Below are 15,777 nucleotides of genomic sequence, written 5' to 3'. Positions count from 1 at the left end.
ATCACGTCGGGGGCAGGATCGAGCCGCACATCCCGCTCAGTCTAGGAGCGGGTGCCATAGTCCGGGAACGCCACGGCGCGCATGACGCGGGGAACGCCGCCGACCTACAGCGGATTCCGGAGCGTGCACCCCTCGTGCGGGACACTGCCCCCGATCCACAGCGCACGGGTGAGCGCGGCGTCCACGGGCAGGGCGGGCGCGGACGGACCGAGGAGCAGTTCGACCGGCGAGCCGGCACCGTGCCGTACCAGCAGGTGGGCGTCGAGTCCGATCCCGTGCCGGTCGAGGAAGCGCAGTACGCCCGGGTCCTCGTCGCTGACCCGCACGAGCCGGCCCGCATGGCCGTCGTCGACGCCGTCGAGCCGATTCGCCGGCGGGTACGCGACGGAGCCGTCGGCCGCCGGGATGGGATCCCCGTGAGGATCGCGCGGCGGGCGGCCGAGCTTCGCGTCGAGCCGCGCGACGAAGGCATCGGAGACCGTGTGCTCGAGCTGCTCGGCCTCGTCGTGCACCTCGTCCCAGCCGTAGCCGAGTTCCGTGACGAGGAACGTCTCGATGAGCCTGTGCCGACGGACCATCGCCAGGGCGAGCGCCCGACCGGAGGTGGTGAGGCTGATGGGACCGTACTTGCGGTGCTCCGCGAGACCGAGGTCCACGAGCTTGGCCACCATCCCGGTGACCGAGGAGTTGGCGACGGACAGTCGTGCTGCCAGCCGGGACGCGGTCACGGCGGCGTCCTGCCACTCCGTGAAGGCGTAGATGGCCTTCACGTAGTCCTGCACGCTGGTCGATTCGATGCTGAGGACGGCGCCCCTGCGGCCCGCCATCAGGCCGCGGACCGGGGGGCGGCCAGCCGCCCGGAGCCTGCGCGCGCCGCCGCACGGCGTCGGGCCTGCCACAGGACGCCGTCGGGTCGGGCGAAGAGATAGACGGCGGTGAACACGAGCGCCTGGCACAGCACCACGGCCGCGCCGGTCGAGATGTCCAGGTAGTAGCTGGCATAGATCCCGGCCACGGACGCCGTGACGGTCAGGATGACGGCGATTCCCAGCATGCGGTCGAAGCTGCGCGAGAGCAGGAAGGCGGTGGCCCCGGGCGTGATGAGCATGGCCACGACGAGGATGATCCCCACCGCCTGCAGGCCGACGACGACGGTGAGGGCGAGCAGTCCCAGCAGCAGTGCCGAGAGCAGCCGGGTGTTGAGGCCGATCACGTGGGCGTGCGTGCGGTCGAAGGCCAGAAGGGTCAGATCGCGCCGCTTGAACAGCAGGACGGCGAGGGTCACGGCCCCGAGGATCAGCACCTGCCACACCTCGCCCGCGGACACCCCGAGGACGTTGCCGAACAGGATGTGCATGAGGTCGACCTGCGACGGCGTCGCCGAGACTATGGCCAGCCCCGAGGCGAACAGTGCGGTGAAGACCACCCCGATCACGGTGTCGGCCTTCAGCTTCGTGGTGGACCTGACGATCCCGATCAGGGCCACCGCGCCCGCACCGAAGACGAAGGCGCCGATCGAGAACGGGATCCCGAGGATGTAGGCGAGGGCCACCCCGGGCAGGACGGCGTGCGAGACGGCGTCGCCCATGAGGGACCAGCCCATGAGGATGAGCCAGCAGGAGAGGACGGCGGCCACGACCGCGGCGGCGACGGTCACGGCGAGGGCCCGCGTGAGGAAGCCGTACTGCAGCGGCTCGAGCAGGAAGGCGAGGACGTCCACGTCAGGACCCTCCGTCCGGGAGGGGGGCGGCGGGCGCGGCCCCGAAAGCGAGAGCCAGATTGCCGTGCGTCAGGACGGCGGACGGGTCGCCGGAGGCCAGCACCCGCCGGTGCAGGAGAACGGCCTCGTCGCACAGGTCGGGGACGCCGGCGAGGTCGTGGGTGGAGACGAGCACGGACCGCCCCTCGTCGCGGAGCCCTTTCAGCAACCCGGTCATGGTGTGCTCACTGGCCTGGTCCACGCCCGCGAACGGTTCGTCGAGCAGCAGCAGCCGGGCGTCCTGCGCGATGCTCCTGGCGATGAACACGCGCTTGCGCTGACCGCCGGACAACTGGCCGATCTGCCGCTTCCTCAGCCCGTCCAGTCCCACGCGCTCCAGCGCGTCACCGACGGCGGCATGCTCGGCCGTCCTGAGGCGGCGGGAGGCGCCGAGGCGCCCGTACAGACCCATGGCGACGACGTCGGCCACGGACACCGGGAAGGTCCAGTCGACCTCCTCCGCCTGCGGCATGTAGGCGACCAGGCCCTGCTTCCTGGCGCGCGCTGTGGTCGTCCCGAAGAGTTCCACGCTGCCCTCGCGCGGGACCAGAAGTCCCATGAGCGCCTTGAAGAGCGTCGACTTCCCCGAGCCGTTGACACCGATGAGCCCGCAGATCCTGCCGGCCGCCAGCGTGATCGAGACGTCGTCGAGCGCGTGGACCTCTCCGTAGCGGACGCCGAGGTTCCGCACGTCGAGCACGGGGACGCCGGCGTCGGCGTGGAGTGCGGTCATGGTGCGATTCCTTCCGCGATGGTGGCCAGGTCGTGGCGGATCAGGTCCAGGAAGGTCGGCACGGGACCGTCCGGCGCGGACAGCGAGTCCACGTAGAGCATCCCGCCGAGCTCCGCCCCGGTGGCGAGGGCCACCTGCTCCTGGGCGGAGGCGTCGACCGTCGACTCGCAGAAGACCGTCGGCACACCGTGCTCCTCGACGAAGCCGATGACGTCGCGGATCTGTCGGGGGGTACCCTCGGAGTCGGCGTTGACCGGCCAGATGAACGCCTCGGCGAGGCCGGCGTCGCGGGCCAGGTAGGAGAAGGCGCCCTCGCAGGTCACGAGTGCCGGGACCCCGGAACCCGCGATCCGGGCGCGGAACTCCGTGAGCAGTCCCGCGAGGCGGTCCTTCAGGAGCCGCCCGTTCTCCGCGAAGTCGGCCGCATGCTCCGGGACCAGTTCCGAGAGGGCCTCCACCGTGTTGTCCACGTAGGTCTGTGCGGCGAGCGGGGACATCCACGCGTGCGGGTTGGCGCGACCGCTGTAGTCGCCCGAGCGGATCGCCACGGGCTCCACACCGTCGGACAGCACCGCGCGGGGGGCGTCCACGGCGGTGAGGAAGCGCTCGAACCACCGTTCGAGGCCCAGTCCGTTGTCGAGGATCAGGTCGGCGTCCTGTGCACGCACGAGGTCCGACGGTGTGGGCTCGTACCCGTGGATCTCCGCGCCGATCTTCGTGATCGACTCGACGCGCACGTGCCCGCCGCCTACGGTGTCGGCGAGGTCCGCGAGCACGGAGAAGGTGGTCAGGACCAGGGGACGCCCGTCGGCATCCGCGGCCTCCGGAGGGTCCGCCGGGGAGGCACCGCACCCGCACAGCGCCGCGAGCAGGACGAGGCATCCGGCGAGAGACGCCCGCACCGATCCCTGCCGCGGTTTTTGAGGCACACCTAAAGATAAGGTTTAGCCGTACCGAAATCTAGGTGGTAAGCAGGGGTGCACGCCAGGCGTGCGTGTAGTAGGGGAGGCGCAGGGAGGCCTCCGGGGTGAACGCGAGGTAGTCGGTGAGGTACCAGTGCAGGTTCGCCTCGACGCGGCGTCGGAGAGCGGGCGTGGCGCGCCGGTAGTAGCTGCGGGAGCGGGCGAGGTCGACGACGTCGGGGACGCTCAGCTCCTGGGTCCAGCGCACCAGCACGTCCTCGGGGGGTGCGAACCGCGGACCGAAGGAGGGACGGTAGGCGGGGGAGAAGACATCGCCCGCGTGCATGATGCGGGAGAGGCGATGGACCCAGGGCAGCGAGACGTCGAGCTGGTTCCAGAGCACGGCCAGCCGGCCACCGGGCCTCAGCACCCGGGCGGCCTCCCGGACCGTCGCCGGGTGGTCGCACCAGTGCCAGGTCTGGGCCAGGGTGAGCAGGTCCATGGAGGCGTCCGGCAGGTGCGAGTGCTCCGCCGTGCCCTCGAGGACGGGGACTCCCGGAAGACGGGTGGCGAGGACGGCCAGCATGTCCTCGGACGGGTCGACGGCGGTCACCTCGAGGCCGCGGTCGGCCAGCAGGCCGGTGAAGATGCCGGTCCCCGCCCCGATGTCGGCGGCCTGCCGGGCCCGCGGCGGGACGACCCAGTCGGCGATCCCCGCCGGGTAGCCTGGGCGCACGCGGTCGTACTGGCCGGCCCCGGTCAGGTAGGCGCCGGCCAGGGCGCGACGGCGCTGGTCGTCGAACCGCGGTCCGCCCGTCACCACGGGCCGCCCTGGGGCGTACCCGTACCGCTAGAGGAGGTCATCCACGTCCGGGTTGAGGGTCCGCAGGACCTCGCTGTGCAGGGAACCGTTGGTCGCGAGGGCGTTGCCGCCGTGAGGCCCGTCCTCGCCCTCGAGCGAGGTGAAGCGGCCGCCCGCCTCGGTCACGATGGGCACGAGGGCCGCCATGTCGTACAGGTTGAGCTCGGGTTCGCACGCGATGTCGACGGCGCCCTCGGCCACGAGGCAGTAGGACCAGAAGTCGCCGTAGGCGCGGGTACGCCACACGCGGTCCGTCAGGTTGACGAACTCGGCCAGTGCGCCGCGCTTCCTCCAACCGGAGAGGCTTGAGTAGGACAGCGAGGCGTCCTCGAGCCGCGAGACGTTGGAGACCCGGAGGCGCTGCGCGGCGGCGAGGGACTTGCCGGTGTAGGCGCCGGTGCCCTCGGCGGCCCACCAGCGCTTGCCGAGCGCCGGTGCGCTCACGACGCCGACCACGGGCCGGCCGTCGTCGATCAGCGAGATCAGGGTGGCCCACACCGGTACACCCCGGACGAAGTTCTTGGTGCCGTCGATGGGGTCGATCACCCAGCGACGCGAGCCGGAGCCAGTGCTGCCGAATTCCTCGCCGAGGACGGCGTCGCGGGGCCTGGCCCTGGACAGCTGCCCACGGATGGCCTCCTCGGCCCCCTTGTCGGCGTCCGTGACGGGGGTGAGGTCCGGCTTGGTCTCGATACGGAGGTCGAGTGCCTTGAACCGCGACATGGTGTGGTCGTCGACCGAGTCCGCCATGATGTGAGCGAGGCGGAGGTCGTCGTTGTAGCCCTGCGAGAAACTCATACCGATCAACCTATCGTCTGGGCGGGCGCATCAGGCGCTCCGTGCGCGGGGCGGGCGGGGGCGGGGCAGGATCGGGCCGGACAAGCAGAAAGCCACCGCGGGCTCGCGCCGCACGGTGGCTCTCGGTCCGTCGCCGCAGCGCGGCACGGAGGAAGTTAGAGAACGGAGATGTTCTCGGCCTGGGGACCCTTGGGACCCTGGGTGGTCTCGAAGCTGACCTTCTGGTTCTCCTCGAGGGAACGGTAGCCGTTCGAGTTGATCGCGGAGAAGTGGGCGAACACGTCAGCGCCGCCGTCCTCGGGAGCGATGAAGCCGAAGCCCTTTTCGGCGTTGAACCATTTCACTGTGCCAGTAGCCATGCTGTACGTCCTTACCTGGGGGAGCGCCCCGACGTTCGGGGGCTCATCGTGGTGTTCGTTGACCGCTTATCAAAAAAGCTGTCGAACTCCAGGTGGAGGGTCAAGGCTTAGAGATGTAATGCGCAAACAACAACTTCGTTCACTCTAACAGGCCCGACCGGGATCCCTGACATCGGGGGCCGGCCTCACTGCTGGCCGAGCTCCTTGGCGTCGTGTGCGCTGCCCCGCGGTTCCGCGGTCCCGGCAGTCAGCAGGCGGCGCAGGCTGGCGAGCCGCACCGGGCCGGATTCGCCGGCGAGCCCCTCCGCCACGTAGCTGTCCAGCCCGCAGTCCACGGCGTTGCCGTCGTGCCGGCATCCGCGCTCGCAGCGGTCGGTTCCCGGCTCCAGGTCGGGGAAGGCCTTCAGGATGCGGTCGGCGTCGACGTGCGCGAGGCCGAAGGACCGGATGCCGGGGGTGTCGATGATCCAGGTGCCGGGTGCGGCGTCCGCCGCCTTGAGGGCCAGGGCCGACGACGACGTGTGGCGTCCCCTGCCCGTGACGGCGTTGACGCCGCCCGTGGCACGCGTGGATCCTGTCAGGGCGTTGACCATGGTCGACTTCCCGACGCCGGAGTGGCCGAGCAGTACGCTGACCTGCCCGTCGAGCTCGTCCCGCAGGGCATCGACCGCGCCGTGCGAGAGGCGGGCCGACTCGCCGTCGTCGGAGGTGGCCTCGATCCCCACGGCCTCGTCCGTCCTGCTGATGATCACGCGCAGGTCGAGGTGCTCGTAGTTGGCGAGGAGCGGCGCCGGGTCGCGGAGATCCGCCTTGGTGATGCACAGCAGCGGCTCGATCCCGGCGTCGTAGGCGGCCACGAGGGCGCGGTCGATGAAGCCCGTCCGCGGTTCGGGGTTGGCGGCGGCGACGACGATGACCAGCTGGTCGGCGTTGGCGACGACGACGCGCTCCACCGGATCGGTGTCGTCGGCGCTGCGGCGCAGGACGGTGTGCCGGTCCTCGATCCGCACCAGGCGGGCCAGGGAGTCGGGGCCGCCGGAGAGGTCGCCGACCAGCGCCACGAGGTCGCCGGCGACGACGGCGTTGCGCCGCAGTTCGCGCGCGCGTGCGGCGATGACGATGCGTTCGTCGGGCGTGTCCTCGTCGACCACGGTGGTGTAGCGGCCGCGGTCCACGGTCACCACGCGTCCCGTCACGGCGTCGTCGTAGGCGGGACGCGTCTTGGTGCGGGGGCGGGACCCCTTCTTGTTGGGGCGGATCCGGACGTCGGACTCGTCCCAGGACCGCGACCCGCGGCGGTTGCCGGCCTCGCTCATGCCCGGGCCGCCATTCCGGGCCGGCGTCCGTCCTCGTGCTCCGTGGAGCCGGGAGCCGTGGTGTCCTCGGTACCGGCGGTCTCCTCGGTGCCGGTCACGGCCGCCCAGAGCCCGGGGAACTCGGGCAGCGTCTTGGCCGTGGTGCCGATGTTCTCCACGGCCACGCCGTCCACGGCCAGTCCGATGATCGCGCCGGCGGTCGCCATGCGGTGGTCGTCGTAGGTGTGGAACACGCCGCCGTGCAGGGGTGCCGGCCGGATCACGAGGCCGTCCGCGGTCTCCTCGGCATCGCCGCCGAGGGCGTTGATCTCCGCGACGAGCGCGGCGAGCCGGTCCGTCTCGTGTCCGCGGAGGTGCGCGATGCCGGTGAGGGTCGAGGGTCCGTCCGCCAGTGCGCACAGCGCCGCGACGGTGGGGGCGAGTTCGGAGGTGTCCGCGAAGGTGCCGCCGGAGACGGACGGGCCGCCCGTCACCGTCAGGACGCCGTCGTCCAGGGTCGCCGTCGCGCCCATCAGCGGCAGGATGCGCCGCCACGCGTCACCCACCTGGGTGGTGTCCGAGGGCCAGTTCCGCACGCGGACGGTGCCGCCGGTGACCACGGCCGCGGCCAGGAACGGTCCGGCGTTGGAGAGGTCGGGTTCCACGGCGACGTCGAAGGCCGCGATGGGGCTCGGGGGGATGTTCCAGTGGTCCGGCACGGAGTCGTCGACGGCGACACCGAGGGACCGCAGCGTCTCGACGGTCATCCTCACGTGGTCGAGGCTGGGCACGGGCTTGCCCACGTGCTCGAGGTGCAGGCCCTCGGTGAACCGGGCCCCGACGAGCAGGAGCGCCGAGACGAACTGCGACGAGGCGGACGCGTCGATCACGAGGTGTCCGCCTCGCACGCTCCCCTCGCCCGCGACGGCGAACGGCAGCGACCCCGCCCCGCCGTCGTCGACGGCGACGCCGAGGCCGCGCAGGGCCGCGATGATGCTGCCCATCGGGCGGCGGCGCGCGTGGGGGTCGCCGTCGAACCGGGTGCTGCCGGTCACGAGCCCGGCCAGGGGCGGGACGAAGCGCATCACGGTACCCGCGAGCCCGCAGTCGACGGCGCGGTCTGCTGCGGTGCCCGGCCCGGCCTGCAGGGGCGTCACGCGCAGGTCCGGCCCGAACCCGCCGTCGCCCGGCACCTCCTCGACCACGGCGCCGAGCGAGCGCAGGGCCCGGACCATCAGCGCGGAGTCGCGGGAGTGCAGCGGGCGGCGGATCAGGCACGGACCGTCGGCGAGGGCCGCGAGCACCAGATAGCGGTTGGTGAGGGACTTGGACCCGGGCACCGAGATCTCGGCGTCCACGGGACGCGTCAGGCGGGGCGCCCGCCACAGGATGTGGTCGGACACCCCGCCTGAGGTAACGGTCATGTCGCTTAGGAACCGACGACGTCGGACGCGGTCTTGCGCACGGCCTTGTCGGCCTTCTTCAGCTGCTTGCGGGCGTCCCTGCCGAAGCCGGCGGCGTTCTTCTTCGCGTCCAGGGCGAGGTGCTCGGCACGCCAGGCGATGCCCGGACGGCCGTTGGTGTCCACCGCGGCGAGCAGGACGGCACCGATGAGCGAGAGGTGCTTGAGCAGCTGCGCGCGGCGGGCCTTCTTGCCCTCGGGCGTGGAGGCGTCCGCCGAGCGGTAGTCCACCAGGGCGTTGACGGTGGCGGTCACGGTCAGCAGCAGGGCTGCGACGCGGGAGAACCGGCCGATGCCGAGCAGGAGCGCCGCACCGATCTGCGTGGCCCCGAGGACCTGGCCCACGAGCTTCTCGTTGCTCGTGAGCGCGGCGGCGGACGGGACCACCTTCGTCACGCCGGCGAGGACCGGCTTGAGCTGCGGGGCCGTGGCGCCCGCGGTGCGGAGCCGGTCGACGCCGGAGAACACGAAGCTGCTGGCGAGCAGGGGTCGGGCGATTACGCGGACAAGGGTCACAACTGCCTCCTGGTTGCCGGCGGTTCCGCCGGACGTCGGGTCTGTACTTCCGAGCAATTACTAAGCACGCTGGGTCTAGTTTTACATGCCGCATCGGGCGGGGCGATCCGGAAGCGGCTCCTGCGGGGACCCTCCTGCTGTGCGTCGCCGCACCGAGGGCGGATTTCGCCGCCGACCGGGTGTCGTCCCGTCCCGGGGCCCACCGGCGGCGGCCGGGGCTCCGGGGCAGGAATAGAAGGACCCCGGAGGAGGTTGGACCAGGGGTGACGCAGACGACGGTGAAGGGGTACCCACGCACATGACAGGTGGACAGACCGCTACGGTCGACAGACCCGGATTCCAGCTCTCGACGACGGTCAAGCATGACGGTCCCACGGGGCCGCGGCAGCTCCGGCGCGTAGACTTCAGGACGATGAATACTACAGCCCCCGCAGGCAGCAATCAGGCCGAAGATGCAGAGTTGGATGTGTCCACCGAGTCGGAAGCCGACCGGAAGGCCCGCTTCGAGCGCGACGCCATGCAGTACGTCGACCAGCTCTACTCCGCCGCGATGCGCATGGCGCGCAATCCCAGCGACGCGGAGGACCTGGTACAGGAGGCCTACACCAAGGCGTTCTCGGCCTTCCACCAGTACAAGCCCGGGACCAACCTGAAGGCGTGGCTGTACCGCATCCTCACGAACACCTACATCAATCTCTACCGCAAGAGGCAGCGCGAGCCCCTGCAGTCGCACTCGGACACCATCGAGGACTGGCAGCTCGCGAAGGCCGCCGAGCACACCTCGATGGGCCTGCGGTCCGCCGAGGCGGAGGCCCTGGACCACCTGCCGGATTCCGACGTCAAGAGCGCCCTGCAGGCGATCCCCGAGGAGTTCCGGCTCGCCGTGTACTTCTCCGACGTCGAGGGCTTCGCGTACAAGGAAATATCGGAAATCATGAACACGCCCATCGGGACCGTCATGTCCCGGCTGCATCGCGGACGCAAGCTCCTGCGGGAACTGCTCGCCGAGTACGCACACGAGCGGGGCCTCGGTGCCACCAGAGGAGCTGGTGCCAAGACCCCGGTCGCCGCAGGTGCAGGGGGCAAGGAACAGGAGATGAAGAAATGAGTGATTGCGGAAGTCTCGGCGACTGCGCCGACTCGCGGATCGAACGGCTCTACGAGTACCTGGACGGGGCTCTGTCCCATCAGGACCTGGTGGAGATCAAGGACCACCTCGACGGGTGCCCGCAGTGCGCCGAGGAACACGACCTCGAGTGCGTGATCCGGTCGGTCGTGAAGCGCTCGTGCACCGAGGTTGCGCCGACCACGTTGAAGGCGAGCATCCTCGACCGCATCAGCCACCTCCAGTCCGTGGACCACTGACGGCCCACCGGGACGAGAGCCGTATCAACGAAAGAACCTCCGGCCCGCGGGCCGGAGGTTCTTTCGTTGATACGCCTGGACTCAGGTGTTGGGGCGCTTACCGTGGTTCGCGCCTCCACGCTTCCGGTCGCGGCGCTTGCGTGCTCGCTTGCTCATGGCTGCCTCCTTCTTCTTCAGGCACTGCAGTCGTGCAGAACTGCTCCCCAGTCTCCCATACGGCGACCTGCCCCGCCTAAACAGGCCCGCCCCTGGAGGGCGTGCTTAGGATGAGCACGACCATCCATGATCGAAGGAGCTTATGCATGCGCGCCGCCTACGCAGCCACCCAGTCCCCGGACGATCCGCTCGCCGGCCTCACCATCGGTGACCTCCAGGTACCGGAGGCCCCGGCGGGCTTCCGAAGGGTCAGGGTGGTGGCGTCCTGCCTGAACCACCACGACCTGTGGTCCCTGAAGGGCGTGGGACTGCCGGAGGACCGACTGCCGATGGTCCTCGGGTGCGACGCCGCGGGGATCGACGACGACGGCAACGAGGTGATCGTGCACGGCGTCGTGTCCTCGCCCGAGTGGCGCGGCGACGAGACCCTCGATCCGAAGCGCTCCCTCCTCTCCGAACGCCACCCGGGCACGATGGCGGACTACGTGTGGGTTCCCGGGCGGAACCTGGTGCCGAAGCCCGCGGAGCTGTCCTTCGAGGAGGCGGCGTGCCTGCCCACGGCGTGGCTCACGGCGTACCGCATGCTGTTCACCGTCTCCCCGGCGGCACCGGGGTCGACGGTGCTGGTGCAGGGTGCGGGCGGCGGCGTGGCGTCCGCGCTGATCGCGCTCGCCGCGGCGGCGGGCTTCCGTGTGTGGGCGACGAGCCGCACCGCCGCCAAGCGGGAGAGGGCGCTGGAGCTCGGCGCCGAGCAGGCCTTCGACGCCGGTGCCCGGCTGCCCGAGCGCGTCGACGTCGTCTTCGACTCCGTCGGGGAGGCCACCTGGTCGCACTCCCTGAAGTCGCTCGTCCCCGGGGGGACCGTCGTGACGTGCGGTGCGACGAGCGGGCCCGCCCCCTCCGCGGACCTCAACCGGGTGTTCTTCCTCCAGCTGCGCGTGCTCGGCTCGACGATGGGCACGCGGGAGGAACTCGGGCGGCTCACGCGCTTCCTCGTGGCCACGGGTGTGCGCCCCGTCATCGACACGGTCCTGCCGCTCGACGACGCGTCGGAGGGCTTCCGGCGGATGCTCGAGGGGGACGTGTTCGGGAAGATCGTCTTTCGCCACTGAGCAGCCCCCGGACACACGGGAAGGGACCCTCCGTTCGCGGAGGATCCCTTCCCGTGGTGCGGCGTCGCTAGTCGACGGCGCCCGCCGCGATGAGGGCGGAGCGCTGCTCCCGGCGCAGCGCCTGGTGCGCCGGGTCCGGCACCGGCGCCGCTGCGAGCAGGCGGCGCGTGTAGGGATCGCGCGGGTACTTCAGGATCTGCTCGGTGCTGCCCTGTTCCACGAGGATGCCCTTGTTCAGCACCGCGATGTGGCTCGCGAGCAGCTCGACGACGGCGAGGTCGTGGCTCACGAACAGGCATGCGAAGCCCCGTTCCCGCTGGAGGTCCTGCAGCAGCTCCAGGACCTTCGCCTGCACCGACACGTCGAGGGCCGACGTCGGCTCGTCGGCCACGAGGAGGTCCGGGCGGAGCGACAGGGCGCGGGCGATGCCCACGCGCTGGCGCTGTCCACCGGAGAGCTCGTGCGGGTACCGGTTGCGGAACGCGACCGGCAGCTGCACGTCCTCCAGCAGGGCCGCCACGCGCTTGTCCAGCTCGGCGCGGCCCGGCTTCTCGTGCAGGAGCAGTGGCTCGCCGATGCTCTCGCCGATGGAGAGCCTCGGGTTGAGGGAGGCCGCCGGGTCCTGGAACACGATCGCGAACTTCTTGCGCAGCGGAAGCAGCTGCCGCGCGCTGAGGTCCGTGATGTCCGTGCCGCCGATCCGGACCTTGCCGCCGGAGGTCTTGATCAGGCCGGTCACCGCGCGGGCGATGGTCGACTTGCCCGAGCCCGACTCACCCACCAGGCCCAGGACCTCGCCCGGGTTGATGGTGAGCGAGACCCCCGAGACCGCCTTGAAGGCCGGCTGTCGGAACCGGCCGGGGTACTCGATGTCCACGTCGGTGAGCTCGAGGGCGGGCACGACGCCGGACGCGGTGTGCGTGGCCTGCGCCCGCAACGCCGCCTCCGCGTACTCCTCGTGGATGCTCGCGTGCCCGTCGACCACCTCGACGTCGCTGAGGACGCCGCCCACCTTCGAGCCGAGGTGGGGCACGGCTCCGAGGAGCTGCTTGGTGTAGGCCTCGGCCGGCGCCGCGAACAGCTGCGCGGTGGGCGCCGCCTCCACGATCCGGCCCTGCTCCATGACGACCACGTGGTCGGCGAGGTCGGCCACCACGCCCATGTCGTGGGTGATGAGCAGCACGGCGCTGTTGAGGCGCTTGTTGAGCTTGCGCATGAGGTCGAGGACCTCGGCCTGCACGGTGACGTCCAGCGCCGTCGTCGGCTCGTCCGCGATGAGCAGCATGGGGTCGTTGGCGAGGGCGATGGCGATCATGGCGCGCTGGCGCTGGCCGCCGGAGAACTGGTGGGGGAAGGAGTCGTAGCGGCGCTCGGCCTCCGGGATCTCGACCATGCGCAGCAGCTCGATGGCGCGCTTCTTCGCCTGGGCGGGGGAGAGCTCGGTGTGCTGCTCGACGGCCTCGCGGATCTGCTCGCCGACGGTCAGCACGGGGTTCAGGGCGGTCATGGGCTCCTGGAAGATCATGGCGATGTCGTTGCCCCGGACGCGCCGCAGCGTGCTCTGCGACGCCCCGATCAGCTCCTTCCCGAGCATCTTCGCACTGCCCGAGGACCGCCCGTTGCGAGGGAGGAGGCCCAGCAGGGCCATGGAGGACATGCTCTTGCCCGATCCTGATTCGCCCACGATCGCGAGGATCTCCCCGGGGTGGATCTCGTAGGAGACGTCCTCGGCGGCCATGACCCACTCATTGTCGACGTTGAACTCGACGCCGAGGCCCTTCACCTCGAGGATGGGGCCGTTGCCGACCGGCGCTTGCTCGTCGGAGATGATGACGGAACTGGTGCTCATTACTGCTTCACCCTTGTCTGCTTGGGGTCGAACGCGTCACGCAGGCCGTCACCGATGAAGTTGACGGCGAGGGCGATGCCGATGATGAACGCTCCGGGCCACAGGAACAGCCACGGCCGGACCGTGAGGGCCGAGCGGTTGTCGTTGATGGCCTTGCCGAGCGAGGTGTCCGGCGCCGTGACGCCGAGACCCAGGTAGCTCAGGGCGGTCTCCAGCAGGATCGCGCTCGAGATGGCCAGCGTCGTCGAGACGATGATCACGCCCACCGTGTTGGGGAGGATATGGCGGAAGATGATGCGGGCGGAGCTCGCACCCACGGACTTCGCGGACTCCACGAACTCCTTCTCCCGCAGCGACAGGAACTCGCCGCGGACGAGCCGGGCCAGCCCGGTCCATGTCACGGCGCCGAGGAACAGGGCGAAGGGGATGATGCCGTGCTTCGCGACGATACCGGCGACCGCGGCTGCGATGACGACCGTCGGGATGGTGATGACGACGTCGGTGATCCGCATGAGGAACGCCTCGGTCCAGCCGCGGAAGTAGCCGGCGATCGCGCCGACCGTGGTGCCGATCACCATGGCCACGAGGCCCACGATGAACGCGATGATGAGCGAGGTCTGCGTGCCGCGCATCGTCAGGGCGAAGTAGTCGCGGCCGAGGACGTCCTGGCCGAAGGGGTGCTCGCCGAGGCTGAAGGGCCACAGCGTCAGGGTCGGCCGGCCCTCGTTGAACCGGTCCGCGAGGACGTCGTAGTCCTTGTTCCACCACCCGGGGATGCCGGCGAAGCCGATCGAGGTGAAGGCGAGCAGGAAGATCAGGGCCAGCAGGGCGATGCCGGCGAGGGCGCCCTTGTGCCGGAAGAAGCGCTCCCTGATGAGGCGGCCCTGGCTCTTCGCCTCGGTGGTGCGGATGCGGTCGGTCTGCTCCCGCGTGGGGGTCGCCGTCGCGATGTCGGTGTCCTGGCTCTGCAGGGTCATCTCCGACAGCTCGACGGACGCGCGGGAGTCGTCCCGCGGGGAATCGTTTCTGGTCATGATGGGTCCTAGCTCAGGGTGATGCGCGGGTCGAGGAACGCGTAGGCGATGTCGGCGAGCATGTTGAACAGCACGGCCGCCGTGCCGACGACGAGGAAGAAGGCCATGACGGGCCCCGGGTCCACGTGGTCGATGCCGTCGACGAACATCTTGCCCATGCCGTTCCAGCCGAAGACCTGCTCCGTGATGACGGCGCCGCCGAGGACGCCGGCGAAGTCGAACGCCATGAGCGTGGTGATGGGGATCATCGCGTTGCGGAAGGCGTGCTTCACGAGCACGGTGCGCTCGCTGAGACCCTTGGCGCGGGCCGTCCGGATGTAGTCCTGGTTCATGACGTCCAGCTGGCTGGCCCTCGTGTAGCGCGTGTAGGTGGCGAAGGAGATCAGCGTCAGGGCGATGGTCGGCAGGATGAGGTGCAGCGCGAAGTCGAGGTTGATCTCCCAGAACGTCCCCGCCAGGTTCGCCGACTGCGAGCCGGTCGTCGGGATGGGCCGGCCACCGGCCTTCGCGGACAGCGTCGGATACGCCTGGAGGAGGCGGTCGACCACGATCAGGAGGCCCACCGATACCGCGATGACGGCACCGATCTTGGCGGCCTGCGCGCGGAACGGTCCACCGACCACACCGGCCACGAGGTAGGCCACGACAGCGGTCACAACGACGAGCGCCAGCACGATGAACCAGTTGGGGTTCTCCAGCAGCGGGATCGAGACGAGGTAGCCGATGAAGCTGACCGCGGCGGCGGCGAGCGCCGCGTGCAGGACCCGGCGACGCCGGAACCCGGCGAGCAGGGCCGTCCAGAGGACGGCGACACCCGCCGCGGAGACGAGCATCCCGAGGAGGCCGAAGCCCGGCTTGGTGAACCAGCCCGTGACGAGCAGGAGGTACAGGGCGAGTGCCGTGGCGACGGCCGCGACCCCGAAGACCATCAGCCGGCGTCGGCGGTCGCCGCCGACGACGACCGCCCAGACGACACCGGCGATCACCCCTATCAGGGCGATGGTCAGATACGAGAACTGTGGATTCGCGAGCCACGTGTTGAGGTCGATCGCCATGTACTGCTTGAGCAGCGTCGAGAGCCAGAACAGGGGGAGCGAGAAGAGCAGGAAGGAGAGGAAGGTGACCGAGTAGTCGAACACGCTGTACTGGCGGATCGCGGTGACGATGCCCACGACCACGCCGAGGATGAGGGCGAGGACGGTCGCCACGACGACGAGTCGCAGCGTGGAGCCCATCGCGTTCTCGAGCTGCGGGAGGACGGCCGCGCCGGTGCGGTCCTGGCCCAGGGTGCAGCTGATGCCGCCGGGGACGAGGCAGTGTCCCACGTCCTGCAGCCACAGGAAGTAGCGGGGGATCGGGGGGACGTCGAGGTTCATGGCCTCGGTCCGGGCCGCGATCGTGGCGGCCTTCTCCGGTCCGTTGGTCTCCCCGAGGTCCTCGAAGGGATCGCCGGAGGAGATCGTGAGGAAATACATCAGCGTGGTCGCTGCGAGCATGATGAAGAACGAGATGACGGATCGCTTGGCGATGAAGTAGAACACGTGGGGGCTCCTAGGAAACGGTGCTGGCTGGCGC

17 protein-coding genes are annotated in these 15,777 nt (G+C 70.3%); 3 read left to right on the top strand and 14 right to left on the bottom strand.

Annotation, left to right across the window (positions count from 1 at the left end; translation table 11 throughout):
- Positions 1 to 104: 104 nt before the first annotated feature.
- The 10 genes from ACX80N_RS12205 to ACX80N_RS12160 form a co-directional block, all read right to left on the bottom strand.
- Positions 105 to 827 (bottom strand): metal-dependent transcriptional regulator, encoded by a 723-nt coding sequence (locus tag ACX80N_RS12205; RefSeq protein ID WP_459339596.1) that lies wholly within the window; start codon positions 825 to 827, stop codon positions 105 to 107.
- Positions 827 to 1,720 carry a metal ABC transporter permease gene (locus tag ACX80N_RS12200; protein WP_459339595.1) on the bottom strand — a complete coding sequence of 298 codons (894 nt, stop codon included), beginning with the start codon at positions 1,718 to 1,720 and terminating at the stop codon, positions 827 to 829. The genes ACX80N_RS12205 and ACX80N_RS12200 overlap by 1 nt, the downstream gene beginning before the upstream one ends.
- 1 nt (position 1,721) lies before the next feature.
- Positions 1,722 to 2,492: a metal ABC transporter ATP-binding protein gene (locus ACX80N_RS12195; RefSeq protein WP_459339594.1), complete on the bottom strand. Its 771-nt coding sequence runs from the start codon at positions 2,490 to 2,492 to the stop codon at positions 1,722 to 1,724.
- On the bottom strand, positions 2,489 to 3,394 hold the full coding sequence (locus ACX80N_RS12190) for a metal ABC transporter substrate-binding protein (RefSeq protein ID WP_459339593.1): 906 nt from the start codon (positions 3,392 to 3,394) through the stop codon (positions 2,489 to 2,491). The genes ACX80N_RS12195 and ACX80N_RS12190 overlap by 4 nt, the downstream gene beginning before the upstream one ends.
- 58 nt (positions 3,395 to 3,452) lie before the next feature.
- Complete coding sequence (locus ACX80N_RS12185; RefSeq protein ID WP_459339592.1) at positions 3,453 to 4,214, bottom strand: class I SAM-dependent methyltransferase; 762 nt, start codon at positions 4,212 to 4,214, stop codon at positions 3,453 to 3,455.
- Between the two features lie 30 nt (positions 4,215 to 4,244).
- The gene (hisN, locus tag ACX80N_RS12180; RefSeq protein ID WP_459339591.1) at positions 4,245 to 5,054 is read right to left on the bottom strand and encodes a histidinol-phosphatase; all 810 of its coding nucleotides are present in this window, start codon (positions 5,052 to 5,054) and stop codon (positions 4,245 to 4,247) included.
- Positions 5,055 to 5,209: 155 nt separating this feature from the next.
- Positions 5,210 to 5,413 carry a cold-shock protein gene (locus ACX80N_RS12175; protein ID WP_105030177.1) on the bottom strand — a complete coding sequence of 68 codons (204 nt, stop codon included), beginning with the start codon at positions 5,411 to 5,413 and terminating at the stop codon, positions 5,210 to 5,212.
- A gap of 185 nt (positions 5,414 to 5,598) precedes the next feature.
- Positions 5,599 to 6,729, bottom strand: coding sequence for a ribosome small subunit-dependent GTPase A (gene rsgA, locus ACX80N_RS12170; RefSeq protein WP_459339590.1), 1,131 nt, complete (start codon positions 6,727 to 6,729; stop codon positions 5,599 to 5,601).
- Positions 6,726 to 8,132, bottom strand: coding sequence for a 3-phosphoshikimate 1-carboxyvinyltransferase (aroA, locus tag ACX80N_RS12165; protein WP_459339589.1), 1,407 nt, complete (start codon positions 8,130 to 8,132; stop codon positions 6,726 to 6,728). The genes rsgA and aroA overlap by 4 nt, the downstream gene beginning before the upstream one ends.
- A 5-nt stretch (positions 8,133 to 8,137) precedes the next feature.
- On the bottom strand, positions 8,138 to 8,686 hold the full coding sequence (locus tag ACX80N_RS12160) for a DoxX family protein (RefSeq protein WP_105030180.1): 549 nt from the start codon (positions 8,684 to 8,686) through the stop codon (positions 8,138 to 8,140).
- 412 nt (positions 8,687 to 9,098) lie between these two features.
- Between ACX80N_RS12160 and ACX80N_RS12155 the strand changes: the two genes are divergently transcribed.
- Together ACX80N_RS12155 and rsrA are read left to right on the top strand one after the other, a co-directional pair.
- Positions 9,099 to 9,794 carry a sigma-70 family RNA polymerase sigma factor gene (locus tag ACX80N_RS12155; RefSeq protein ID WP_240614920.1) on the top strand — a complete coding sequence of 232 codons (696 nt, stop codon included), beginning with the start codon at positions 9,099 to 9,101 and terminating at the stop codon, positions 9,792 to 9,794.
- A complete protein-coding gene (gene rsrA, locus ACX80N_RS12150; RefSeq protein ID WP_105030181.1) occupies positions 9,791 to 10,051 on the top strand; it encodes a mycothiol system anti-sigma-R factor in 261 nt (86 codons plus the stop codon). The genes ACX80N_RS12155 and rsrA overlap by 4 nt, the downstream gene beginning before the upstream one ends.
- Before the next feature lie 81 nt (positions 10,052 to 10,132).
- Here the strand turns inward: rsrA and ACX80N_RS12145 are convergent, their stop codons facing one another.
- The gene (locus ACX80N_RS12145; protein WP_369299106.1) at positions 10,133 to 10,207 is read right to left on the bottom strand and encodes a 50S ribosomal protein bL37; all 75 of its coding nucleotides are present in this window, start codon (positions 10,205 to 10,207) and stop codon (positions 10,133 to 10,135) included.
- A 146-nt stretch (positions 10,208 to 10,353) separates the two neighbouring features.
- Between ACX80N_RS12145 and ACX80N_RS12140 the strand changes: the two genes are divergently transcribed.
- The gene (locus ACX80N_RS12140; RefSeq protein WP_459339588.1) at positions 10,354 to 11,319 is read left to right on the top strand and encodes a zinc-binding dehydrogenase; all 966 of its coding nucleotides are present in this window, start codon (positions 10,354 to 10,356) and stop codon (positions 11,317 to 11,319) included.
- A gap of 67 nt (positions 11,320 to 11,386) precedes the next feature.
- Here the strand turns inward: ACX80N_RS12140 and ACX80N_RS12135 are convergent, their stop codons facing one another.
- From ACX80N_RS12135 to ACX80N_RS12125, 3 genes are read right to left on the bottom strand one after another with little or no spacing between them, the layout of a single operon-like run.
- Positions 11,387 to 13,168 (bottom strand): ABC transporter ATP-binding protein, encoded by a 1,782-nt coding sequence (locus ACX80N_RS12135; protein WP_459339587.1) that lies wholly within the window; start codon positions 13,166 to 13,168, stop codon positions 11,387 to 11,389.
- A complete protein-coding gene (locus ACX80N_RS12130) occupies positions 13,168 to 14,202 on the bottom strand; it encodes an ABC transporter permease (RefSeq protein WP_240614921.1) in 1,035 nt (344 codons plus the stop codon). Before ACX80N_RS12130 ends, ACX80N_RS12135 begins: the two co-directional genes overlap by 1 nt.
- Positions 14,203 to 14,210: 8 nt before the next feature.
- Entirely contained in the window at positions 14,211 to 15,743 is a 1,533-nt protein-coding gene (locus ACX80N_RS12125) for an ABC transporter permease (RefSeq protein WP_105030184.1), read from the bottom strand.
- Positions 15,744 to 15,777 lie beyond the last annotated feature (34 nt).

The organism is Arthrobacter sp. MDT2-16 (assembly GCF_054510925.1).
Note: the sequence above shows the minus strand (reverse complement) of the source record. Positions and strands in the feature narration are given on the sequence as shown.